The organism is Microbacterium sp. MYb54 (genome assembly GCF_002979515.1).
Lineage (GTDB): Bacteria > Actinomycetota > Actinomycetes > Actinomycetales > Microbacteriaceae > Microbacterium.
Genome location: NZ_PCPA01000010.1, coordinates 40,231 through 62,476, shown reverse-complemented (window position 1 = coordinate 62,476; position 22,246 = coordinate 40,231). Strand labels below are relative to the sequence as shown.

General features: G+C 67.1%; 23 protein-coding genes and 2 tRNA genes. 17 read left to right on the top strand and 8 right to left on the bottom strand.

All coding sequences use genetic code 11. The features are described 5' to 3' along the window. The first annotated feature begins 107 nt into the window (after nt 1-107). The 6 genes from CQ040_RS12290 to CQ040_RS12265 all read left to right on the top strand — a co-directional run bounded on the left by CQ040_RS12290 (nt 108) and on the right by CQ040_RS12265 (nt 4,749). Nucleotides 108-1,376: a histidine kinase gene (locus tag CQ040_RS12290; protein WP_105526541.1), complete on the top strand. Its 1,269-nt coding sequence runs from the start codon at nt 108-110 to the stop codon at nt 1,374-1,376. Continuing rightward, a complete protein-coding gene (locus CQ040_RS12285) occupies nt 1,364-2,053 on the top strand; it encodes a response regulator transcription factor (RefSeq protein ID WP_105526540.1) in 690 nt (229 codons plus the stop codon). The genes CQ040_RS12290 and CQ040_RS12285 overlap by 13 nt, the downstream gene beginning before the upstream one ends. Continuing rightward, on the top strand, nt 2,050-2,979 hold the full coding sequence (locus CQ040_RS12280; protein WP_105526539.1) for a hypothetical protein: 930 nt from the start codon (nt 2,050-2,052) through the stop codon (nt 2,977-2,979). Before CQ040_RS12285 ends, CQ040_RS12280 begins: the two co-directional genes overlap by 4 nt. A gap of 85 nt (nt 2,980-3,064) precedes the next feature. After that, nucleotides 3,065-3,138 (top strand) — tRNA-Ile (locus tag CQ040_RS12275). A 27-nt stretch (nt 3,139-3,165) separates the two neighbouring features. Further along, nucleotides 3,166-3,238 (top strand) — tRNA-Ala (locus tag CQ040_RS12270). 275 nt (nt 3,239-3,513) lie between these two features. Continuing rightward, nucleotides 3,514-4,749, top strand: a complete 1,236-nt coding sequence (locus tag CQ040_RS12265) for a CDP-alcohol phosphatidyltransferase family protein (RefSeq protein WP_181156731.1) — start codon at nt 3,514-3,516, stop codon at nt 4,747-4,749. 84 nt (nt 4,750-4,833) lie between these two features. On the opposite strand, the gene CQ040_RS12260 is transcribed toward CQ040_RS12265, so the two are convergent. The 3 genes from CQ040_RS12260 to CQ040_RS12250 form a co-directional block, all read right to left on the bottom strand. Continuing rightward, nucleotides 4,834-5,208 (bottom strand): HNH endonuclease, encoded by a 375-nt coding sequence (locus CQ040_RS12260; protein ID WP_105526537.1) that lies wholly within the window; start codon nt 5,206-5,208, stop codon nt 4,834-4,836. Nucleotides 5,209-5,243: 35 nt separating this feature from the next. After that, on the bottom strand, nt 5,244-6,368 hold the full coding sequence (locus CQ040_RS12255) for a Xaa-Pro peptidase family protein (RefSeq protein WP_105526536.1): 1,125 nt from the start codon (nt 6,366-6,368) through the stop codon (nt 5,244-5,246). 62 nt (nt 6,369-6,430) lie between these two features. Continuing rightward, nucleotides 6,431-7,342 (bottom strand): helix-turn-helix domain-containing protein, encoded by a 912-nt coding sequence (locus CQ040_RS12250; RefSeq protein WP_036273554.1) that lies wholly within the window; start codon nt 7,340-7,342, stop codon nt 6,431-6,433. Nucleotides 7,343-7,498: 156 nt separating this feature from the next. On the opposite strand from CQ040_RS12250, the gene CQ040_RS12245 reads away from it, so the two are divergent. The 4 genes from CQ040_RS12245 to CQ040_RS12230 all read left to right on the top strand — a co-directional run bounded on the left by CQ040_RS12245 (nt 7,499) and on the right by CQ040_RS12230 (nt 12,950). Then, the gene (locus CQ040_RS12245) at nt 7,499-9,037 is read left to right on the top strand and encodes an APC family permease (protein ID WP_105526535.1); all 1,539 of its coding nucleotides are present in this window, start codon (nt 7,499-7,501) and stop codon (nt 9,035-9,037) included. Then, entirely contained in the window at nt 9,034-10,170 is a 1,137-nt protein-coding gene (locus CQ040_RS12240) for a tyramine oxidase subunit B (RefSeq protein WP_258131284.1), read from the top strand. Before CQ040_RS12245 ends, CQ040_RS12240 begins: the two co-directional genes overlap by 4 nt. A 40-nt stretch (nt 10,171-10,210) precedes the next feature. Next, nucleotides 10,211-11,389, top strand: a complete 1,179-nt coding sequence (solA, locus tag CQ040_RS12235) for an N-methyl-L-tryptophan oxidase (protein ID WP_105526534.1) — start codon at nt 10,211-10,213, stop codon at nt 11,387-11,389. Nucleotides 11,390-11,525: 136 nt separating this feature from the next. Then, nucleotides 11,526-12,950, top strand: a complete 1,425-nt coding sequence (locus CQ040_RS12230; RefSeq protein ID WP_105526533.1) for an aldehyde dehydrogenase family protein — start codon at nt 11,526-11,528, stop codon at nt 12,948-12,950. A gap of 45 nt (nt 12,951-12,995) precedes the next feature. Here the strand turns inward: CQ040_RS12230 and CQ040_RS12225 are convergent, their stop codons facing one another. Next, nucleotides 12,996-13,442 carry a hypothetical protein gene (locus CQ040_RS12225; RefSeq protein ID WP_105526532.1) on the bottom strand — a complete coding sequence of 149 codons (447 nt, stop codon included), beginning with the start codon at nt 13,440-13,442 and terminating at the stop codon, nt 12,996-12,998. 120 nt (nt 13,443-13,562) lie between these two features. On the opposite strand from CQ040_RS12225, the gene CQ040_RS12220 reads away from it, so the two are divergent. After that, nucleotides 13,563-15,158 (top strand): amidohydrolase, encoded by a 1,596-nt coding sequence (locus CQ040_RS12220; protein WP_105526531.1) that lies wholly within the window; start codon nt 13,563-13,565, stop codon nt 15,156-15,158. A 44-nt stretch (nt 15,159-15,202) separates the two neighbouring features. Further along, a complete protein-coding gene (locus CQ040_RS12215) occupies nt 15,203-15,625 on the top strand; it encodes an NUDIX hydrolase (RefSeq protein ID WP_105526530.1) in 423 nt (140 codons plus the stop codon). Nucleotides 15,626-15,634: 9 nt separating this feature from the next. Here the strand turns inward: CQ040_RS12215 and CQ040_RS12210 are convergent, their stop codons facing one another. Beyond that, nucleotides 15,635-16,150 (bottom strand): aminoacyl-tRNA deacylase, encoded by a 516-nt coding sequence (locus tag CQ040_RS12210; RefSeq protein WP_374954127.1) that lies wholly within the window; start codon nt 16,148-16,150, stop codon nt 15,635-15,637. Next, nucleotides 16,147-16,647: a DNA helicase gene (locus tag CQ040_RS12205; RefSeq protein ID WP_105526614.1), complete on the bottom strand. Its 501-nt coding sequence runs from the start codon at nt 16,645-16,647 to the stop codon at nt 16,147-16,149. Before CQ040_RS12205 ends, CQ040_RS12210 begins: the two co-directional genes overlap by 4 nt. A gap of 147 nt (nt 16,648-16,794) precedes the next feature. Here CQ040_RS12205 and CQ040_RS12200 point away from each other — a divergent pair, with 147 nt between their 5' ends. Then, nucleotides 16,795-17,352 (top strand): peptidylprolyl isomerase, encoded by a 558-nt coding sequence (locus CQ040_RS12200; protein WP_028501222.1) that lies wholly within the window; start codon nt 16,795-16,797, stop codon nt 17,350-17,352. Nucleotides 17,353-17,373: 21 nt separating this feature from the next. Then, nucleotides 17,374-18,267: a rhomboid family intramembrane serine protease gene (locus CQ040_RS12195; protein WP_105526529.1), complete on the top strand. Its 894-nt coding sequence runs from the start codon at nt 17,374-17,376 to the stop codon at nt 18,265-18,267. 282 nt (nt 18,268-18,549) lie between these two features. On the opposite strand, the gene CQ040_RS12190 is transcribed toward CQ040_RS12195, so the two are convergent. Continuing rightward, nucleotides 18,550-18,789 carry a cell division protein CrgA gene (locus tag CQ040_RS12190; RefSeq protein ID WP_028501224.1) on the bottom strand — a complete coding sequence of 80 codons (240 nt, stop codon included), beginning with the start codon at nt 18,787-18,789 and terminating at the stop codon, nt 18,550-18,552. A gap of 102 nt (nt 18,790-18,891) precedes the next feature. Between CQ040_RS12190 and CQ040_RS12185 the strand changes: the two genes are divergently transcribed. The 3 genes from CQ040_RS12185 to CQ040_RS12180 are packed head-to-tail and all read left to right on the top strand — an operon-like array spanning nt 18,892 to nt 20,499. Next, a complete protein-coding gene (locus tag CQ040_RS12185) occupies nt 18,892-19,686 on the top strand; it encodes a class E sortase (protein WP_105526528.1) in 795 nt (264 codons plus the stop codon). Between the two features lie 28 nt (nt 19,687-19,714). Then, complete coding sequence (locus CQ040_RS20715) at nt 19,715-19,870, top strand: hypothetical protein (protein ID WP_036273556.1); 156 nt, start codon at nt 19,715-19,717, stop codon at nt 19,868-19,870. Next, nucleotides 19,867-20,499, top strand: coding sequence for an aminodeoxychorismate/anthranilate synthase component II (locus tag CQ040_RS12180; protein WP_105526527.1), 633 nt, complete (start codon nt 19,867-19,869; stop codon nt 20,497-20,499). The genes CQ040_RS20715 and CQ040_RS12180 overlap by 4 nt, the downstream gene beginning before the upstream one ends. 33 nt (nt 20,500-20,532) lie before the next feature. Here the strand turns inward: CQ040_RS12180 and pknB are convergent, their stop codons facing one another. Next, the gene (pknB, locus tag CQ040_RS12175) at nt 20,533-22,221 is read right to left on the bottom strand and encodes a Stk1 family PASTA domain-containing Ser/Thr kinase (RefSeq protein WP_105526526.1); all 1,689 of its coding nucleotides are present in this window, start codon (nt 22,219-22,221) and stop codon (nt 20,533-20,535) included. Between the last annotated feature and the right edge of the window lie 25 nt (nt 22,222-22,246).

Here is a 22,246-nt window from a genome sequence, read left to right as displayed (position 1 = left end):
GAGTCGTAGAGCGGGGGTACGCACTGATTCCTCGTTACGGAAAACCCGAAGTGGAGTATCCGGATGACTCGGTGTCGCGCGCACTCGCCCGCCCGTAACTTGGAAGCATGACCACTCAGACTGCGACCCCGGCTCCCGCAACGGCGGTGAAGCCGCCGTTGCGCCTCTTCCTCACGATCCTGCATCTCGCAGGCGTCGGCATCCTCGGCGGTGCGATCTTCGGCATGCTCGGCGGCCTTCTCGGCACGGGCCTCGGACTCCTGTTCGCCGCTGGAATCGGGCTCGTCCTTCTCGTGGGTCTGGTCTACGCGCTGTATGGGCTGGGCTGGTTCGAAGTCGCCCGCGTCGGCGCCCTGTACCGCGTCCCGATCGCACCGCTGCGCCTGCAGCCGCGTGACCGCCCCGGGTTCGCCGGCTGGCTGCGCGCCCTCGGAAGACAGTCGATCGATGGACGCATGTGGCGCGCGGTCGCCAACTTCGCCATCTCCGCCGTTCTCGGCTGGATCGTGCTCCGGCTGTTCTGGGGCCTGGTCTGGTCGATCATCATCTCGTTCGCGCCCCTCACCGCTGCGGATTCGGTGATGGGACCGTTCGGCGGCGGAGGCATCCCCGTCGCCTGGGCGCCGCTGGTCGGCATTCTGGGCATCGCGGCCTGCGTCGTCGGCATGATCGGCCTCGCACTGCTGCATCGCACGCTGTCACTCGCGATCGTGATCCGCAGCAAGGAGACCGAGCTCACCGAGCGCATCCGCACCTCGACAGCCCAGCGCGAGGGCGCCGTGCGCGCTGCAGACGTCGAGCGCACCCGCATCGAGCGCGACCTGCACGACGGCGTCCAGCCGCGTCTCGTCTCGGTCGGCATGACGCTCGGACTGGCACAGCAGAAGATCGACAACGACCCCGAGGCCGCGAAGGAGCTGATCAACGAAGCTCACACGTCCACCAAGGCGGCCATCACGGAGCTGCGTCAGCTCGCTCGCGGCATCCACGCCTCCGTGCTCGACGACAGAGGCCTCGACGCCGCACTCTCGGCACTCGCCGGCAGGTCGCACATTCCCGTGCACCTCGATGTGCGGATGGAGGGGCGGTGCAGTCGTGAGGCCGAGGCCGCGGTGTACTTCTCAATCGCGGAGTCTCTGACCAACGCCGCGAAGCACTCACGCGCCAGCGAGGCCCGGGTCATCGTGCGGCTTCGCGAGGGCAACACGCTCTGGGCACGGGTCGAGGACAACGGCATCGGAGGCGCGCAGGTGCAACCGGGCGGTGGGCTCGACGGGATCGCGAATCGCATCCTCGCTGCGGGCGGAACCTTCCGCCTCGACAGTCCGCAGGGCGGACCGACCAGCCTGGAGGTGAACGTACCGTGCGCATCCTGATCTGCGAGGACTCGGTCCTCCTGCGCGAGGGCCTGGTGCGTCTGCTCGAAGACGCGGGCCACGATGTGGTCGCCGCTCTCCCCGACATCGAAGGCCTCGACCAGGCCGTCGCCACCACGGCACCCGACCTGTGCATCCTGGATGTGCGTCTCCCCCCAACGTTCACCGATGAGGGCATCCGCGCCGCGCTCGGGCTGCGTTCGACGCATCCGTCGCTCGCGATCCTCGTGCTCTCGCAGTACGTCGAAGAACGATATGCGTCGGATCTGATCGCGGCGCAGGGTGGTCCGCTCGGATACCTGCTCAAGGACAGGGTCGCGGATGTCGCGGAGTTCCTCGTCTCGGTGCAGCGGATCTCGGAGGGTGCGACGGTGCTCGACCCCGAGGTCGTCGCGCAGTTGCTCTCGCGGCGGAATCGGGATGACCGGATGCTGCGGCTCACCGAGCGGGAGCGTACGGTTCTCGCCCTGATCGCCGAGGGGAAGTCGAACCAGGCGATCGCCGGGCTGCTGTTCCTCTCGGAGGCGAGCGTCGAGAAGCACATCACCGCCATCTTCCAGAAGCTGGGTTTCGAGCAGGACGAGTCGGGAAACCGACGTGTGCTCGCAGCCCTCGCCCACATCGAGAACACCGGTGGCCCGACGCCGCCGACCGGCCAGACAGGAGTGGCACGATGACCACCGACAACAGCGGCGTCCCGGGTGAGCACACCCCGCTCACGCCACCGCCTGCTTCAGCCCCGCAGATGCCCGCTCCGCAGGGGGCGCCGACCCCTCCTCCGCCCGGTCCCTCCGGTGGTCGCTCTTCCGGAGCCACGGCTGTCATGGTCGTGACAGCGGTGGTGGGCGGGATCGCCCTCCTGGGCACCGGCGGCACCGCCGTCGCCGCCGCAGCAGGGACCGTCATCTCGTCGAGTCGACCTGACTCCGTGCAGACCGTGGACGTCGAGGGCATCGATGGCATCGACCTGGATGCGGACGCCAGCAGCATGCGCGTCGAGTTCGGCGATGTCGACGAGGCGGAGCTTGCGATCACCAACGGTCGCGGCACGGCGTGGACGTTCGAGCGCGACGGCGACGAACTCATCGTCCGGAGCCCGGACAGCGTATTCGGCTGGTGGTTCGGCAGTTGGTTCGGAGACGAGCAGATCGCCGTGCTCACGCTGCCGGAGAGTCTCCGTGGCACAGAGTTCGATGCCGACCTGACGCTCGATGCCGGCAGCCTCGACGTCGACGGAGACTTCGGGGTGCTCGACGTCACCGTGAGCGCCGGTGCACTCGACATCACCGGATCGGCGACGGAGCTCGATGTGGAGATGAGTGCCGGTCGTGCCGACATCATCCTCGATGGCGTCACCGCCGCCGATCTGGGTGTGTCCGCGGGTAATCTCACGGTCGAGCTGACGGGTGCGCCGCCGTCTCAGACCACGATCGATGTGAGCGCGGGCTCGCTGGATCTGACCGTGCCCGACGTCGAATACGCCGTCACGCAGGACATCAGTGCGGGCACCCTCAACTCGAAGGTCGACGAGGCCTCGAGTGCGCGGCGGACGATCGACGTCTCGCTCTCCGCAGGCACTGCGACGATCCGACCAGGGCGCTGAACACGGTCGAGGGGGATGACACTCCCGGGTGCTCCCCCTCGATTCGGATTTTCCGTGATTCTCCGGTAAAGTCTTGGAGGTTGACGGGGCTATAGCTCAGGCGGTTAGAGCGCTTCACTGATAATGAAGAGGTCCCAGGTTCAAGTCCTGGTAGCCCCACTCCTTAACTCAAGAAAATCCCCTTACGGGGCCTTAGCTCAGTTGGTAGAGCGCCTGCTTTGCAAGCAGGATGTCAGGAGTTCGAATCTCCTAGGCTCCACAGGATCGAGAAGCCCCCGGCACCTGCCGGGGGCTTCTTCTTTGTCCGACGGCTCTCTCGTCCTCTCCTCCGCGCACGCGACGATCTCGTCCCGCGGGCGGACTTGAATCGTCCTGCGGGACGACGCGCGACGAGATTCTTTACTCGTAGTGTGTTACGTGTGTAAGGCCTCCCGCTTTGACTGGTACTGCACCGATCAATGTTGAATCCGCGTTCGATGCGGACACGACAGCCGCCAGTACGAACAGAGGAGACAGATGGATATTCTCGAATGGGTGAGAACTGCCGCTACGGCGCTCCCCGACCCCTTGGTCTGGGCGCTCGGCGGGTTGTTCGCCTTCCTCGAGAACGGGCTGGGGCTCGGATTCTTCCTGCCGGGTGAGACGATCGTGGTCTTCCTCACGGCCGCGCTGTCCGACATCTGGGCGGTCGTCGTCATGTTCTTCGTCGTCGTGATCGCGGGTAGCGCCGGGGATCACGTCGGGTATCTTCTCGGCCGACACTTCGGTGTGCGGATGCGCGATCTGAAGCTGGTCCGCCGCCTCGGCGTCGACAGATGGGACCGAGCCGTCGACATCCTCCAACGGCGTGGAGCTCTCGCCGTCTTCCTGACGCGCCTGGTCCCGGTCATTCGCACGCTCACACCCGCAGCAGCGGGAGTCGCCAGGGTCAGGTACACGTCGTTCCTCCTCGCGTCGCTCGCTGGCGCAGCGACGTGGGCCGCGATCTACGTGAGCGTCGGGTTCCTGCTGAGGTCGTCGCTCGAGGCGGTCACCAAGGCCCTCGGTCCGATCAGCAACGTTCTGCTGTTCGTCGTGCTCGGTGGCGTCATCGTCTTCTTCGTCGTTCGGTTCGTCCGCAGGCGAACCATCAGCCGTGCTTCCGAGCCGAGTGTCGAGCCTGCGTCGGTGCGTCGCTCCGTCGTCGATCGGCTGTTCCGTGAAGACGAGTGGCGCACGTGGCCCAACCTCATCTCCGGAGTACGTCTGCTCCTGCTGCCGGTGTTCCTCTGGTTGATCACCGCGCGGCTGCTGTGGGCTGCGCTCATCGTGATCGGCATCGTGTTCTTCACCGACTGGCTCGATGGGTGGCTCGCCCGACGGACGAACAGCGTCTCCGCGCTCGGAACCTGGCTCGATCCGGTGGCCGACAGGATCACGGTGGTCGTGACGGCCGTGGCCTTCGCCCTCGGTCATCTCATCCCGTGGGAGACCCTGGTGCTGCTGCTCATCCCCGACGTGCTGCTCGGGCTGGGTGCGCTGCTCTTCTTCCGAGGCGACCCCGCAGTTCCGGTGACCATGATCGGGAAGGTCCGCACAGCACTGATCTTCGTCGGGCTCCTGGGCGTGCTCTTCGGCAGTGCGCTGTTCGAAGCAGGTCTGGAGAGCGACGTCCCGATCGTCGGGATCTCGTTCCTGGTCTTCATGCTCGGAATCGTCGGGCACTACATCGCGGCGAGCCAGTATGCCAGGGCCATGATCACGCAGAAGCTGAGTGCCCGCGAGAGCTGAGATCTTCCGTCCGGCGGAGTTCTCGTCACACGCGATCGCTCCATGGATGCCGCAAGTCCGGGTCGCCGAAGCGTGTGTCGAGGACTATTCCGCCGGCCGCAGCGACCGCAGGATCGTGGCGTGCCGGACAAGGAACGTGCGCTCGTCGAGCTTCTTGCGGCGCAGCCAGCCGGTGACCTCGTCGTTGTGCTTGCTCGCGTTGCAGGAGGCGCAGGCCGGGACCACGTTCTCGAGCGTGTAGCGTCCCCCTCGCGACACGGGCTGGATGCAGTCCCGCTGCAGAGCGGCGCCGTCTCCGCCGCAGTAAGCGCAGCCGCCCCAGGCCTCCATGAGGTCGTACCACTGCTCGTCGGTGAGGTCGTTGTCGACACGGGCGAGCCGATTCTGACGCCGCTTGGCGTAGCGCGCACGAGTAGCCGGCGACGCGTTGGCTGAGGAGACCTTGCGGGGGCGGCGCATGGGCCGATGCTATCGCGGCGGTTGGTCGAGTCCGGTCAGCGGCCGCCGACCGAAGTCAGCTCGTGCGGCGCGACGTTCAACCGTTCTCCGCCGTCGGCCGTGACGATCACGATGTCCTCGATGCGAGCACCCCACGAGCCTGCGAAGTAGATGCCCGGCTCGATGCTGAACGCCATGCTCTCACGCAGCACCAAGTCGTTGCCCGGCGCGATGTAGGGCTCCTCGTGCACCGAGACGCCGATGCCGTGACCCGTGCGGTGCAGGAACGCCTCGCCGAGGCCGGCGTCGGCGAGCACGGTTCGGGCCGCCGCATCCACCTCGGCCGCGGTGACACCCGGACGTACGGCATCGACGGCCGCTTGCTGCGCTCGCACGAGCACCGCGATCCGTTCAGCCGCTGCGGGGTCGGGGGTGCCGACGACGTAGGTCCTGGTGCTGTCGGAGTTGTAACCGCTCGGCACCGCACCGCCGATGTCGACCACGACGACATCGCCCTCTTCGATCACGCGGTCCGACACCTCGTGATGCGGGTCTGCACCGTTCGGACCGGAGCCGACGATGACGAACTCTACGGTGCGGTGTCCTTCGGTGACGATGGCGTCGGCGATGTCGGCTGCGACCTCGCGCTCGGTGCGTCCGGCCCGAAGCCACTCGTGCACGCGGCGGTGCACAGCATCGATGGCATCACCCGCTCGGCGCAGTTCGGTGATCTCCTCGGCATCCTTGATCATCCGTCCTTCGCGCAGCACGGGAGTCGCGAGCTCGAGGCGCACACCCAGTCGTTCGCCGATCGGGATGACGTGCAGAGCGGGAAGCGCATCGGAGACGCCGACGCGTGATGCGGTGCCCACGGCTACGGTGACCAGTGCGTACGGGTCTTCGCCGTCGACCCAATCGGCGACAGCGAGTCCGAGTTCACCGACCGCGGTGGTGCGAACCTTCGCGAGCTCCATCCGCGGCACGATGACCGTGGCGGTGCCGTCGGTGCTGATCACCAGGGCAGTGAGTCGCTCGATCGTGTCGCCTTCGACGCCGACCAGGTACTGCAGGTCGGGGCCCGGTCCCACGATGATGGCTTCGAGTCCGGCCTCGGCGGCGAGGGTTGCGGCGCGGTCGAGGCGGGCGGCGTACACGGAGGCGGGGAAGGGCAGTGTGCTCACAGGCTCAACGCTACTGCGCGGGCGTCTGCAGGGCACCAGGGTTCTGCAGACGTGGCGGCTGTTCAGCTCGCGCGCACCGCGCGGGGAGGCACCCCGTAGTGCGCACGGAACACCCGGCTGAAGTGCGCGGGGTCGACGAAACCTGCGGCGATCGCGATCTCGGCGATGGAGCGGTGCGCCTGATAGGGATCGGTGAGCGCGTCGTAGCAGCGCTGCAGGCGACGCCGGCGGATCACCGTGGAGACGGTGGATCCCTGTTCACTGAACATCGCGTGCAGGTGCCGCACCGAGATGTAGTGCGCTGCGGCGATCTGCGACGGCGAGAGCTCGCTGTCCGAGAGGTGCACGTCGATGTAGGTGAGGATGTGCGTCAGCGTCGCGGAGTGCGCGCTCACCGGGCCGTCGGTCGCGGCGAGGTTGGCCTCCAGCACCGTGCTGAGCATGTCGACCGCTGTCCGCAGCATGCGTCGGGCGATGCGGCTGTCGAGGTTGTGCGCCCCCTCGGCGAGCGAACCCAGATACGGACCCACCATCGCCCCCAGAGCCCCGCCCGCGTTGAGTCGGGTGGCGGTGATGCGGCTGGTGTCCTCTGACGGGATGTCGAGCAGCACCTTGGGGAACATCACGACCGACATCTGCACGGAGTCGTCGAACAGCAGCGAGTACGGGCGGTCGGTGTCGTAGAGCGCCATGTCGCCGCTGCCGAGCGCGGTCTCACGACCGTCCTGCACGATGAGTCCGCTTCCACGTTCGATCCGCGAGAACTTGAAGTACTGCTGCGGTGCACGGGAGATGAGCGAAGGGGTGCGGTGCACGCCGTGTCCGTCGGCGTCGATCGCGAAGACGTGGATGTCGCCGGCCGCGGTGGCATCGATCGCGCCACGGAAGCGATCCTGCTCCGGTGCCGTCACGTCGAGCGCGACGACGGCACGAGAGACCGCATGGCGGTAATCGAGGAACGACAGACTCTGCATCAAGGCTCACCCCACTGTGGCCGATCATATACGATGCTGCATTTTAGCATCAGCCCCCTGTGCCCGCGTAGACAAGTGTTCTGCCCTCGCCGTCAATCGACGACGCGTGGCCCTGGCGAGTATGAGGACATACCCGAGCATCGAAGGAGCTGCGCCATGGCGACGTCCACACCCACAACGTCGACGACGAGAACGGCCGAGCATCGGCGTCTCGGCGTCTTCGCGGTCGCATTCATGATCATTGCGGCCTCCGCACCCCTGACGGTGCTCGCCGGCGGAGTGACCAGCGCCTATGCGGTCACGCACGTCGACGGCATCCCGTTCGGCTACATCGTGCTGGCAGTCGCGCTCGCCGTCTTCGCCATCGGATACGCGGCCATGAGCAGGTTCGTCACCAACGCGGGAGCGTTCTACGCCTATGTCGCGCAGGGCATCGGACGCCCGACCGGTGTCGGCGCCTCCGTGCTCGCGTTCCTCTCGTACAACGCGATGCAGATCGGCATCTACGGGATGCTCGGCTTCCAGATCAGCTCGTTCATCGAGTCCAAGACCGGCTGGGCGACTCCATGGTGGGTGTGGGTGCTGCTGACGATCGTGCTCGTCGGCGTTCTCGGGGTGCATCGGGTCGACCTCTCGGCGAAGGTTCTGGGGGTGCTCGTCGCGCTCGAGTTCGTCGCGGTGATCGTGTTCGACGTCGTCGCCTTCGGCAATCCTGCTGAGGGGTTCACCGCTACGCCGATCAGCCCGTCGGCGCTGTTCGTGCCCGGGGTCGGGGCCGTCCTGGCCTTCGGTATCGCGGCGTTCATGGGCTTCGAGTCGGCTGCTCTCTACGGCGAGGAATCGAAGGACCCGAAGCGCACCATCCCGCGGGCGACTTTCCTGGCGGTCTGCGTCTCGGGCATCTTCTACGCCGTCTCCTCCTGGGCGCTCGCGCTCGCGGTCGGCCCGAGCAAGATCACCGACCCTTCCGGGATCTCGCCCGAAGAGGCCGGTCCCCCGCTGTTCTTCAACTTCGTCGCCGAACAGCTCGGAGTCATCTGGGTGGATGTGATGTCGATCCTCTTCATCACGAGCCTGTTCGCCGCCCTCGTGAGCTTCCACAACGCCGTGGCCCGGTACGCGTTCTCGCTCGGACGCGAGGGCGTGCTGCCTCGGGTGCTGGGCACCGTCCGCACCAAGAGCGGCGCACCGTGGGCCGGTTCGCTGTTGCAGTCCGCGATCGCGGTCGTCGTCATCGTGGGTTTCGCGATCGGCGAGCAGGGCTGGAACCCCGAGAACGGTCCGTATCCGGTGATCACGCTCTTCACCTGGCTCACCAACCTCGGCGCCTTCGGCCTCGTGCTGCTCCTCGTGCTGGTCTCGGTCGCGGTGATCGGCTTCTTCCGGCGCGATCGGCGCGGGGTGGGTACCGGCAGCAGGTTGGTCGCTCCGCTCATCGCGTTCGTTGCGCTCGCGATCGTATGGGTGCTGATCCTGCTGAACTGGGACGTTCTTCTCGGTCAGGCCGAGTCCACCCCGACGACCTTCATCCTCCCCGCCGTCCTCCTGGTTCCCTCGGCGCTCGCCGTCGTATGGGCGCTGTGGCTGCGGCGGGCTCGGCCCGAGGTCTACCGTCAGATCGGGCACGGTACCGAGCTGCCGGAGAACCCCCGCCTGGGTGAACCGGTGGTCGACGCGACGAGAGGAAACCAGTGAGCACCCCGGACACCAGACTGACCTTCCGCTATCTGTCCGAGCCCGACATGATCGCGGCGGGCGTCACAGACATGGGTCTGTGCGTCGATGTGATGGAGGAGACCCTGCGTCTGGTCGATGCCGGTGACTACCGGATGGGCGGCCCCGACGGGAACTCCCATGGTTCGATGGTCACCTTCCCTGCGGAATCGACGCACGACGGCATGCCGCTCGACGGTCCCCATCGACGGATGATGGCGATGCCGGCCTATCTCGGCGGCACCTTCCAGACCGCGGGGTGCAAGTGGTACGGGTCGAACATGGCCAACCGCGAGCATGGGCTTCCTCGTTCGATCCTGATGCTCACGCTGAGCGACAAGGACACCGGGGCTCCGCTCGCGCACATGTCGGCGAACCTGTTGAGCGCCTATCGCACGGGTGCCGTGCCGGGGGTCGGTGCCAGACACCTCGCGAACCCGGAGGCGCGGAGCGTGGGCATCGTCGCTCCCGGCGTCATGAACAGGACCACGCTCGAGGCCTTCGTCGCCGTGCGTCCCGAGCTCGACACCCTGAAGGTCGCCGGGCGCAGCCGTTCGAGCATCGACTCCTTCGTCGAGTGGGTGCGGCGCGAGTACCCGCAGTTCACGTCCGTCGCGGTGGTCGACAGCGTCGAGGAGGCCGTGCGCGACAGCGACCTGGTCACGATCGCCCCCACGACACCGGCCGGCTCTGCGAACTACGTGCGGATCGAGAAGCGATGGATCAAGCCCGGGGCCCTCGTGAGCCTTCCCGCCGACATCATGATCGACGACGAACTGCTGCACGGTGCTCGGCACATCGCGGACTTCCGTGGGCTGTACGAGGCATGGAGCGAAGAGGTGCCCCACCCCGCTCACGAGCACATCGGGCTCCACGGCATGTACCTGCTCGACCGGATCCGCTCCGGAGACGTGAGCGACGAGACGCTCGAGAACCTCCCCGCGATCATGAGCGGTGAGGCCGAGGGGCGCAGGAGCGAAGACGAGATCTTCCTGTACTCCGTCGGTGGGATGCCGGTGGAAGACGTGGCGTGGGGAACCGTCGTCTACCGGCGCGCGGTGGCCGAGGGCATCGGCACCGAGCTTCTCCTCTGGGACACCCCGGCGCTCGCATGATCGGCGTCCATCCCCCATCGTCTTCTCGTCAGGAGTCTTCATGAGTGCGCAGGTCAGAAAGCGGATCGTCATCGTCGGGCTGGGAGCTGTCGGTGCGCTCACCGCGTGGCGACTGGCACAGCGCGACGACGTCGAGGTCATCGGCATCGAGCAGTACGGCAAGGTGCACGACCGCGGTTCGTACGCCGGAGAGTCTCGGGTCTTCCGCACGGCGTATCACGAGGGCGGGTTGTACGTGCCGATGCTGCAGGAGTCACGGCGGCTGTGGCGTGAACTCGAGCAGCACTCGGGCCGGGAGCTCTACCTCGAGGTGGGCGCCCTGTCGATCGCACAGCCCGACCGGATCGAGATGCGCACGACCCTCGACACCATCCGGGAGTTCGACCTGCCGCACACCCGCTATGACACCGAGGAACTGCGGCGCGCACACCCGCAGCACAACGTGCACGACGGCGACGTCGGGGTGCTCGACCACCACGGCGGCGGGATCCGTCCCGAGGTGTCTCTGATGGCAGCGCTCGATCTCGCCGAGGCCGCCGGCGCGCAGCTGCACTTCAACACCCCGGTGCTGTCGATCGAGGAAGAGCCCGGTGGCGTCGTGGTGCGCACCCCGACGGGGGCGATCAGGGCCGACACCGTGATCCTCGCCTCCGGGTCGTGGTCCACGCGACTGGATGGCCGACTGCGCGACCTGTTGCGGCTCCAGGTGCTCGGATTGACCTGGTTCATGCCCACGGACATCGCCGATTTCCTGCCGGAGCGCTTCCCCGCCTTCCTGCGGGACGTGGGGCCGGTGCACTTCTTCGGGGCCCCGAGCCTCGACGGCTACTCGATCAAGGCGAGCAGCAACCCGACCTGGCCCGTCGCCCGCGATGTCGACGAGGTGCCGCGGGAGTACACGCGGCACGAGCTCGTGAAGATCGGACAGCAGGCCAAGGAGTTCTTCCCGTCGTTGAACCCCGAGCCGGTGCGCTCCAGCGTGCATCACTGCGCCTATACGCCCGATCGCACCCCGATCGTCGATGTGAGTGAGAGCGAGCGGATCGTCACCGTGACCGGCCTCTCCGGCCACGGCTTCAAGTTCGCGCCCGTGCTCGGTGAATGGGCTGCCCGGCTCGCCACACAGCCGGGCGACGCCGGGATCGATCCGCACTTCTCGATGGCCGCGCATCTCGACCGACTGGCGACCGTCGGCCCGTACCGCGGTGGAGGGCACTGAGGGCCGCTCCGGGCGGCGTGCTTCGGTCACGGACGGGCAAGCGCGCCGCACGGGCAGTCAAACCGCGCTCCACCCCCGAGCGCAGACTCGAACTGCACGATGAACCAGTCGTGCCCCCCGTCGTGAGGAGACAGTGATGTCGGAAACCGCCCCGGTTCTGGATGAGGCCGCTCTGCTGGAGCGTGTCGGCGCACCGGAAGGACAGGGTCGCGAAGTGGTCGACGCGGCGACGCGCGAACCGATCGGACGAGCACCCGTGCATACGGTCGAGCAACTCGACGCCGCGATCGCGCGTGCCAAGGCGGCTCAGCCCGCGTGGGATGCGCTCGGGCATGCGGAGCGCAGCGCTCTGCTGGTCAGGGTCGCCGATGCGATCGACGCGAACGCCGAGCCGCTCGCCCGACTGCTCTCCCGCGAACAGGGCAAGCCGCTCAACGGACCGAACGCCCGCTTCGAGGTCGGTGCGTGCTCGGCGTGGTTGCGCACCGCCGCAGCGACGCCGCTCGAGCCGGAGACCGTGGTGGACGACGGTGAGACCCATGCCGAGCTGCACTATCGTGCGATCGGTGTGGTCGGCGCGATCGGGCCCTGGAACTGGCCGCTCATGATCGGCATCTGGCAGATCGCGCCGGCGCTGCGGATGGGGAACACGGTGGTCGTGAAGCCGAGCGGGTACACCACGCTCAGCGTGCTGGCGCTGATCGAGGTCATGAACCAGGTGCTTCCCCGCGACGTGCTGATCGGGGTGGCCGGCGATCGCGAGGTGGGTGCGCGGATCGCCTCGCACCCCGACATCGGCAAGGTCATGTTCACCGGCTCGACCGCGACCGGACGCAGCATCGTCGAGAGCTCGGCGAAGAACCTCGCCCGGCTCACGCTCGAGCTCGGCGGGAACGACGCGGGGATCGTGCTGCCCGGTGTCGACGCGACCGCCATCGCACAGGATCTCTTCTGGGGTGCGTTCATCAACACCGGACAGACGTGCGCGGCGCTCAAGCGGCTCTACGTGCATGACTCCGTCTACGACGAGGTCGTCGAGGCGCTGGCCGAGGTCGTGCGTCAGACTCCGATGGGCAACGGTCTGGACGAGCAGAACGTGCTCGGTCCACTGCAGAACCACGCGCAGTTCGAGATCGTGCGCGACCTGGTCGAGGATGCTGCCCGACGCGGTGGCCGGATCGTCACAGGTGGAAGGCCTGCCACCGAGCTCGGGGAGCTCTTCTATCCGGTCACGCTCGTCGCGGATGTGTCCGACGGAGTGGCGCTCGTCGATGAGGAGCAGTTCGGACCGGCGCTGCCGATCATCCGCTACACCGACGTCGACGATGCCGTGGCCAGCGCCAACGGTCTCGATGTCGGTCTCGGCGCCTCGGTCTGGGGCGAACGCGACGAGGCGCGAAAGGTCGCTGCGCGCATCCAGGCCGGGACCGTGTGGATCAACTCGCACGGCGGTGTGCATCCGATGATCCCGTTCGGCGGCCACAAGTCCTCGGGCTACGGCCTCGAGTTCGGTGTCGAGGGCTTGAAGTCGGTGGCGGTGCCGCAGATCATCAACGGCTGAGCGAAGGGTGCGCGGTCGAGTGACCGCGCACCCTTTCGCGGAGGATCAGCTGATCGCGACGCGGATGCGCTCCGCGAGGAACTCCAGGTCGGCCCCGGTGAGGTCGGTCACGGCGTATGCGGTCGGCCAGACGGTGCCGTCGTCGAGGTTCGAGATGGGCTCGAAGCCGAACGTGCCGTAGCGCACCTTGAATTTGCTGGCCGGCTGGAAGAAGCAGAGCACCTTCCCGTCGCGACCCCACGCCGGCATCCCGTAGTACGTGCGCGGCACGAGTTCCGGCGCCACCTCGGAGACGAGCGCGTGCAGCTTCTCGGAGAGCGCCTGGTCTTCCGGGGTCAGCTTCTCGATCGCCTCCTTGATGTCGGCCTCTCCCGCCGCCCGCAGCTCTTCGGGTGACTTCTTCGCGCGGGAGCGCCGCGTGCGAGCCTCCTTCGCGGCGGCCTGCATGGCGTCGCGTTCTTCGGCGCTGAAGTTCTTCTCTTTCTCGGCCACGATCTGTCCTCTCGACGTACTTCCGGTGTGAAGATCACACTACGGAGGCCGAGCATCGATGTGCTTCTCGATTCGTGATCGATCTCGGTGCGGTGGCTCCCGCCCTGCCAGACTGACGCCATGACGACAGTCTTCACCGGCCGGATCCGTCCGCTCTCCCCGACTTCTGAAACCGAGGTCGAGGCCATGGCCGTCGAGGCGGGAACGATCGTCGGCGTCGGTTCCGCGAAAGAGATCCTCCGCCGGTTCCCGGATGCCGACACCATCGCACTCGACGGTTGGGTCATGCCCGGTCTGATCGAACCGCACGGGCACCCCGGCTTCGCCGCGATCCTGCTGTCCGATCTGGTCGTCGACCTCCGCCCTGTGGTCATCCCCGAGGCAGACGGCGTCCTCACGGCCCTCCGCGCGGCGGTGGCGGAAGCCGACGGAAAAGCGGTCTTCGCGAACGGGTGGGATGCGCTGCTGCAGCGCGGGCTCCCCGAGCCCGACATCCATTTCCTCGATGAGCTCGCCGGCAGCGTGCCCCTCGTCGTGATCCACAACTCCGGACACTCGGTGTACTTCAACACTGCGGCTGCGGTCGCCGCAGGCATCGATCGCAGCACACCTGATCCGGTCGGAGCCTCGTTCGGTCGAGATGCAGAGGGCGAGCTCACCGGTGTCGCACTCGAGGCCGCCGCGGTCGAGATGGTCGTCGCCCCGATGCTCGCGAACGCGCAGCAGCATCTTCCCCGCGTCCTTCCTGCGCACCTGCGTGACCTGGCCTCCCGCGGCATCACCACCGTGTCCGACCTGTCGTGGAATCCCGGACTCAATCCGCTCATCGATGCACTCCGTGCACAGCACGCGATGCGCGTGCGGCTGCGGTGGTACGAGATGTCGCGTCCGGGCGGGGCTCCGTCCGTGCGAGGCGGCGCCGATCCGGTCTTCCGCCAGACGGGGGTGAAGACGTGGTCGGACGGCTCCCCGTGGGTCGGCAACATCGCCACCTCCTTCCCATACCTCGACACTCCGGCCACCCGCGGGCTCGGGCTCGAACCGCATCACGTCGGGCAGGCGAACTACACGCCGGACGAGCTGAAAGCGATCGCCGAGCCCTACGCCGCGGCCGGCTGGCAGCTCGCCTGCCATGTGCACGGAGACCTCGCGATCGACGCCACCCTCGACGTCTACGCGCAGATCATCGCGGAGCAGGGACTCCTCGATCACCGCTACCGCCTGGAGCACTGCGGCGCGATGACTCCTGCCCAGTTCGAGCGCGCGGCGTCTCTCGGCGTCACCGTGAGCCTGTTCGTCGATCACATCACCTATTGGGGCGAGGTGCTGGTCGACGACCTCTTCGGTCCGGAGCACGGGGGTGCCTGGGCGGATGCCGGTGCCGCATTCGCCGCGGGTCACCGGGCGACCTTCCACAACGATGGCTGGGTCACCCCGAACGAGCCCTTCCGCAACATGGCCGTGGCCGAGACCCGCACCACCCGCAACGGATACCGGATGCCGGGCGGCACACCGGTCACGCGCGAGCAGGCTCTCCTTGCGCACACGGCCAATGCGGCGTGGCAGCTGTTCAGCGACCACGAGGTGGGTGTCCTCTCTCCAGGGCTCCTCGCCGACTTCATCGTCGTCGACCGTGACCCCGTGACCGTCTCCGCCGAAGACCTCGCCGAGACACAGGTGATGGCGACCTACGTGGGCGGTACGCGAGTGGTCTGACGCGCGGTCATCGAGGGGCTTCGCCGACGGATAGTGTGTGATCCATGGACCTGCGTGTCGCGGCGTATGCGGTCGTCACCGATGACGATGGACGGCTGCTGCTGGCGCGCTGGACCGAAGGGCGCCGCGTGGCGTGGACCATGCCCGGCGGCGGACTCGAGCCCGGTGAATCCCCGGAGGATGCGGTGCGCCGGGAGCTCCGCGAGGAGACCGGCTACACCGTGAAGGTCGGCGAGCTTCTCGGCATCCACTCGCGCGTGATCCCCGCCGGTCGGCGCGTGCAGAAGGCAGCGGATCCGCTGCACACCCTGCGCATCCTCTATCGCGCCGAGGTCACAGGCGGCAAGCTGCGCTTCGAGACCGAGGGCTCGACCGACATGGCGGAGTGGTTCCCTCTGAAGTCGGTCGCGGCGTTGCAGCGCGTCAAGCTGGTCGACATCGCGATGAGGATGGCCGGCATCCTCTGACCCGATCGGTCAGCGATCCTCGGGCACGGAGATGTCGGCGACCGTCGCGCCGTATGCGGAGATGAGGTCGTCTGCCTCGACGAACAGGCTGTAGCCGTGCGCGCCGGCGCCCATCGCGATGCGCTGACCGACGATCGACTCGTCGGCGTAGATCGGCCAGTCTGTGGTGCTGCCGATCGGAACGATGGTGCCGCGTTCGTATCCGGTCGCGGCGAGTGCGAGTTCCGCCTCGGGGAGTCGGAGCTTGTTGACGCCGACCAGAGCGCGCAGCTTGGGCCAGGAGATCGAGCGTCCACCGGGCACGAGGGCGAACAGGAACGTGTCGTCCGAGCGCTTCACGACGAGCGTCTTGACGATGCCGGACGGCGCGATACCGAGGAGCTCCGCGGCCTCGAACAGGCTGCCGGCCGCTGGTCGTTCGCGGATCTCGATGTCGAGTGACCGCGCAGCGGCCGCATCACGGACCCGCGCATGCTGATCGCCTCCGTCACCAGAGGCGACGGAGGCGGGATCAGACTGATTCACGCGTCGGGCGCGGACAGCGGGTCGTCCGCGACCCAGAGCTCGTCGTCCGCGCGCAGTGCCTGCCATGCGGCGTAGAGCACGCCGACGGCGGCAGCAGCACCGAGGATGATCGCGATGACCGAGCCGAGACCGGGACCCGACTTCTGGGGTGCGGTCGCCTTGCGGGCCTGCACAGCGATACCGTGGCGCTTGGCATTGGCGACGTCCCAGGCGGTGAGCGCCGAACCGACGACCCCGCCCACGATCGGCACGAACTTGTCGTCGACGACGTGCTTGCCGAGCTGTACGCCGCGGTCCACGACCGGGGCGACACGGCGGTTGTACGTGTCCTGGATGACCGGCACGACCTGCTCGCGATTGATGTTGCCGAGCTGACGTCCGGCCTCGCGGGCGACATCGGCGGCGTGGCCGACGAGCACCTGCTGGTTCTCCCAGAGCTGGTTCGCGTCGTTCTGAAGACGACGCAGTTCCTTCTTCCGCTTGCGGCTGAGGCTCACGATGCTCTCCTGTCCATTGGAGTACGGGTTCCCCATCTTGCCACGAGAGGCTGGAAGCGGGGCGGGAATCGCCCGGCCCTTGCGTCATCGTCCGATCGGATGTAGGTGCCTCGGCCAACTCACCGGAAGCTCTGCGAGAATGAAGGCATGGCTCACGCTTCTCATGTCGCAACTCTGCACACCAACCACGGTGACATCGTCATCAACCTCTTCGGGGACCACGCACCGAAGACGGTCAAGAACTTCGTCGGCCTCGCCGACGGCACCCAGGAGTGGACCGATCCCGCCACCGGCAAGCCCGGCGAGGGAGCCCTCTACAAGGACGTGGTGTTCCACCGCATCATCCCGAACTTCATGATCCAGGGCGGCGACCCGCTCGGACAGGGCGTCGGCGGCCCCGGCTACAACTTCGACGACGAGATCAACATGGAGCTCGACTTCAACAAGCCGTACATCCTCGCGATGGCCAACGCCGGCCTCCGTCGCAACGCCATCACCGGCAAGCCCGAGGGCACCAACGGATCGCAGTTCTTCATCACCACCGACCCGACTCCGTGGCTGCAGGGCAAGCACACGATCTTCGGCGAGGTCGCCGATGACGCCTCCAGGGCCGTCGTCGACGCGATCGGCGCCGTGCAGACCGGTGCGGGAGATCGTCCCGTCGAGCCGGTCGTGCTGCAGTCGATCGACATCGTCGCGGCCTGACGACAGCTGCGGCCGATCCGGATGACCACGCCTGAGTTCACGAGCAATCGCGACAACTTCTGCTACCGCCATCCGGATCGGCAGAGCTTCGTGCTCTGCCAGCGGTGCATGCGCACCATCTGCCCCGAGTGCCAGACCCAGGCACCCGTCGGCGTCATCTGCCCGGAGTGCATGAGCGCCGACCGCAAGAGCCGTACGCCCGCGCAGAAGAAGGCCGCGCGGCGCTGGGGCGCGAACGCCGGCTCGACGATGGCGATGACCCGCAGCGGCAAGCCGATCGTCACCTACGTGCTGCTGGCGGTCACCTCCTTCATCGGCCTGGTGCAGCTGATCCCGGGCTTCAACGAGCCGATCATCCAGGCACTGGGGTTCTTCGCCCCGTACCTGTACCCGAACCTCTTCGCCGTGCCCTTCGAGCCCTGGCGACTCCTCACCGTGCTCTTCGTCCACGGGAGTTTCATCCACCTGGCACTCAACATGCTCGCGTTGTGGATGCTGGGGCAGAACCTCGAGCCCATGCTCGGTCGCGCCCGCTACCTCGCGCTGTATCTGATCAGCGGCCTCGGCGGATCGGTGATGGTCGCCATCCTCGCGCCGGGCTCATGGACGGTCGGAGCATCCGGGGCAATCTTCGGGCTCCTGGCTTCCCTGCTGATCATCGGCCGCCACATCGGCGCGAACGTCACCGGGATCCTCGTCATCCTCGGCATCAACTTCGCCTTCGGCTTCTTCGCCGGGGGGATTTCCTGGCAAGCGCACCTCGGTGGCGCCATCGTTGGAGCCCTGGTCGCCCTGATCCTCGTCAAGACGAAGCGTCGAGACCAGCGCACCCTGCAGATCATCCTGCTGTCCGCGCTCGTCGTCCTGTTGATCGTTGTGGTGGCCTTCGTGCCACCGCTGATCCTTTTGTCCTGATCCCGAGTTGTTAACAGGGTTGTTAACCCCTGTGAATAACACCGGTGTAATTCTCCCCAGGCTGTGGAGAGTCCTGTGGATAACTTCCGCTCTCGGGGGCTTGTGGGACGGGTGCAGGGCTGTTCCCTTCGCTCGCAGAGCGGGCACCCTCCCCGCTGCGCGGGTCCCCTCCCGATGCTCGCGCCGGGAACAACCCTGCACCCTCACGTGAGTCCCCTTTCGCTCCAGGCATGAGAAAGGCCCCCTCGCGATGCGAGAGGGCCTTTCGACGTAAAGGGGGCGTCAGCGCCAGCGGGTGGTCATCAGGAAGCCGATCAGGGCGATGCCGAGGCCGATGGCGAGATTCCAGTTGTCGAGCCCCGGGATCGGGAACTGCATGCCGGAGATGTAGAAGACCAGGATCCAGGCGAGTCCGAGGAGCATGAAGCCGACCATCACCGGCTTGAACCACACGGCGTTGGGAGCGGCGTCGCCTTCGGCGCGCTCGACTGCGGGTTCTTCATTCTTACGGTCACGTGCCATGCCGTCATTGTACCCATTCCACCTGTCTTCCGACGAGGCCGCGATACCTGTCACAGCCGGACGCCACGGCATCCGCTCAGCGTTCCCGGATATGATCACGGCATGACTGCATCCGTCGCGCCTGGGGGGCGACGTCCGCGGCGACAGCGACCACGCTCTCGCGCGACGTTCGCGAGCGTACTCGGCGAGCTGCTCCTCACCGCAGGAGTGATCGTGCTCCTCTTCGTCGCCTGGCAGATGTGGATCGGCGACATCATCATCGCTGCGCAGAAGAACGACGAGGGCGCCGCGGTTTCTCAGTCGTGGGCACGGGCCGAGGCTCCCGAGCTTCCACCTGTGACGGAGGGCGCAGATGGCGCAGTCGCCTATGTACCGCCGGTACCTGCCGCTCCGGCAGACGGTGAGCTTTTCGGGCAGATGCAGATCCCGCGCTTCGGTGCCGACTACAACTTCGGGATCTACGGCGGGACGAGCCGCGCTCGCACGCTCGATCAGAAGGGCATCGGTGTCTACACGAACTCGAAGATGCCCGGCGAGGTCGGCAACTTCTCGATGGCCGGACACCGCACCACCTGGGGCAAGCCGTTCAACCAGCTCGACAAGCTGCAGCTGAACGACGCGATCGTCGTCGAGACGCCGGACGGGTGGTACACCTACCGATTCCGGACGCTGGAGTACGTGAAGCCGACCCAGACCGACGTGCTCGCCGACGTGCCGCAGATGCCCGAGCAGCAGACCGGAGAGCAGTACATCACGCTCACCGCCTGCTCGCCGCTCTACTCACTGGCCGAACGCATCGTCGCCTACGGGGTGTTCGAGAGCTTCCAACCCCGTGCCGAAGGCCCCCCGTCCGCGCTGACCGACCCGCCGCCGCCACCGGCAGCGCCATCCGTGTGATCGTGGACGTCCACAAGGGAGAAGACTGATGTACGCCGCAATCTGGCGCCTGCTGCCCGGACCCTGGTGGCTGCGCGTACTCATCCTGGTGGTCGTCATCGCCGCCATCCTCTACGGGCTGTTCTGGTACGTGTTCCCCTGGGTGAGCCCGATCATCGCCCCTGGCGAGGTCGACGTCGAATGACACGAGTTCTCGTGGTCGACAACCACGACAGCTTCGTGCACACACTCGTCGGATACCTGCGTGAGCTCGGCGCCGACACCGTGATGATCGAGTCCGATGCCGTGGATGCCGAAAGCCTCGAGCGGATGCTGCCCGAGTATGACGCGCTGATGCTCTCGCCCGGACCGGGTGCTCCTGCCGACGCCGGTGCCTCGCTCGACGCGGTGCGGATCGCCACGCGGCTGCACACACCGACGCTCGGTGTGTGCCTCGGGCATCAGGCGATCGGCGAGGCGTTCGGGGCTCCGGTCTCCGCAGCGCCCGAACTCATGCACGGCATGGTCTCGAAGGTCACGCACGACGGATCGGCCCTGTTCGCCGGCATCCCCTCACCGTTCGAGGCGGGCCGATACCATTCCCTCGTCCTCGCGGCAGCCGATCTGCCCGCCGAGGTCATCGTGACCGCCTGGGCCGAGAACGGAACCGTGATGGCGCTGGCGCATCGCGATCTGCCGCTGCTCGGCGTGCAGTTCCACCCGGAGAGCGTGCTCACCGAGGGCGGCTACCGGCTTCTGGCGAACTGGCTGGAGCTGTGCGGTGACGAGGATGCGGTGGCCCGCTCCGAGAGGCTGCACCCCCTGTCGAGGTGAACCTCAGCGGTGGATCGTCCGATCGGGCGCCCGCTACCCGGTGCAGAAGAAGATCTGCACCGACGAACCGATCGGAACGTCGCCCGGCGCCACAGACATCGAGTGGACGGTCGCCGGCTCCGTAGCCGGGCAATCCGTCGTCGGTGTGGGTGCGGCGACCAGTCCGAGGTCTGTGAGGTTGGTGGTGGCAGCGTCGACGGTCCAGCCGACGAGGTCGGTCAGAGTCACCTTGCCGCTGGCCACGACGAGGTTGATGACGGTGCCTGGATCCAGCTCACTGTCGGCCTTCTCGCTCGCGGAGATGACGGTGTTCGCCGCCAGTGACTTGTCGTTGCGTTGGATGACGGTCCCGAGTTCGAGGCCGGCAGCCTTCAGTGCGTTCGTGGCGTCGTCGAGAGCCATGCCCTCGATCTTCGGCATGACCACCGTCTCCTCACCGGAGGAGACGTGCAGAGTGACCGTCGAGCCTTCCTCCACCGAGACACCCGCTTCGGGGTCGGTACGGATGACGTTGCCTTCCGCGACCTCGGAACTCGTCTCGATCACGATCTTCGAGGTCAGGTCGAGCTTGGCGAGATCGTCCTGTGCACGCTCAGACGAGACGTTGACGAGGTTGGGAATGATCCGAGACGTGCTCGACACGTCTGCCGGGCGCATGCTGATGGTGACCACCCAGAACAGCACGGATGCCAGCAGAACGGCGAGAAGCGCGACTCCCGCCCAGATCCACGCGACCGGCGGGCCGGACTGCGTTCGGGTCATGGTCGTGTCGGTGCTGAGCTGGCGCAGTGAACGCGCAGTCTCCTGTGCCTGCCGCGGGCTCGGACCGTAGAGCTCGCTGGTCAGCGCACCGAGTTCCTTGCGGGTCGGTGCATTGCCGGTCACGGCGGCGTCGAGGGCGGCGCGGAAGTGCGCGGCATCCGGATACCGCTGGTAGGGGTCTTTCGCGAGCGCGCGCAGCACGATCGGGTCGAGAGACCGCGGAGCGTCTTCGTTCACCTCGGTCGGCGGAACGGGGGTCTCGCTCACGTGCTGGTAGGCGACCGCTACGGGAGACTCGCCCCGGAACGGCTGACGACCGGTGAGGAGCTCATACAGCACCACACCGGTGGAATAGAGGTCGGCGCGAGCGTCGACGGGTTCGCCCTTGGCCTGCTCCGGCGAGAAGTAGGCGGCGGTGCCGATGATCTGCGTTGTCTCGGCCACCGTCGACGACGAGTCGGAGACGGCTCGGGCGATGCCGAAGTCCATCACCTTGACCTGGCCCTTGTCGGTCACCATGACGTTGCCCGGCTTGATGTCGCGGTGCACGACGCCGGCGCGATGCGAGTAGTCGAGAGCTTCGAGGATGCCGTCGACGTAGCGCACGGCATCGGTCACCGGTACCGGGCCGGCGGAGATGATGTCCTTGAGGAGAGTGCCCTTGACGAGCTCCATCACGATGTAGGGCGGCTCGTTCGAGCTGCTGTCACCGGTCGAAGGGTCGCCGGCGTCGAACACGCGCACGATCGACGGATGCGACATGCGCGAGGCGGCCTGCGCCTCGAGGCGGAACCGGTTGCGGAAGGCGGTGTCACGCGCCAGATCAGGGTCGAGGACCTTGATCGCGACCTCACGCCCGAGCGTCAGGTCGTATCCGCGGTAGACCTTCGCCATTCCGCCATGCCCGATGAGCTCGTCGACGCGGTACCGGCCCGCGATGACTCGTGGCTCTGTGGACACGGATGACCCCCCTGGAAACTACTCT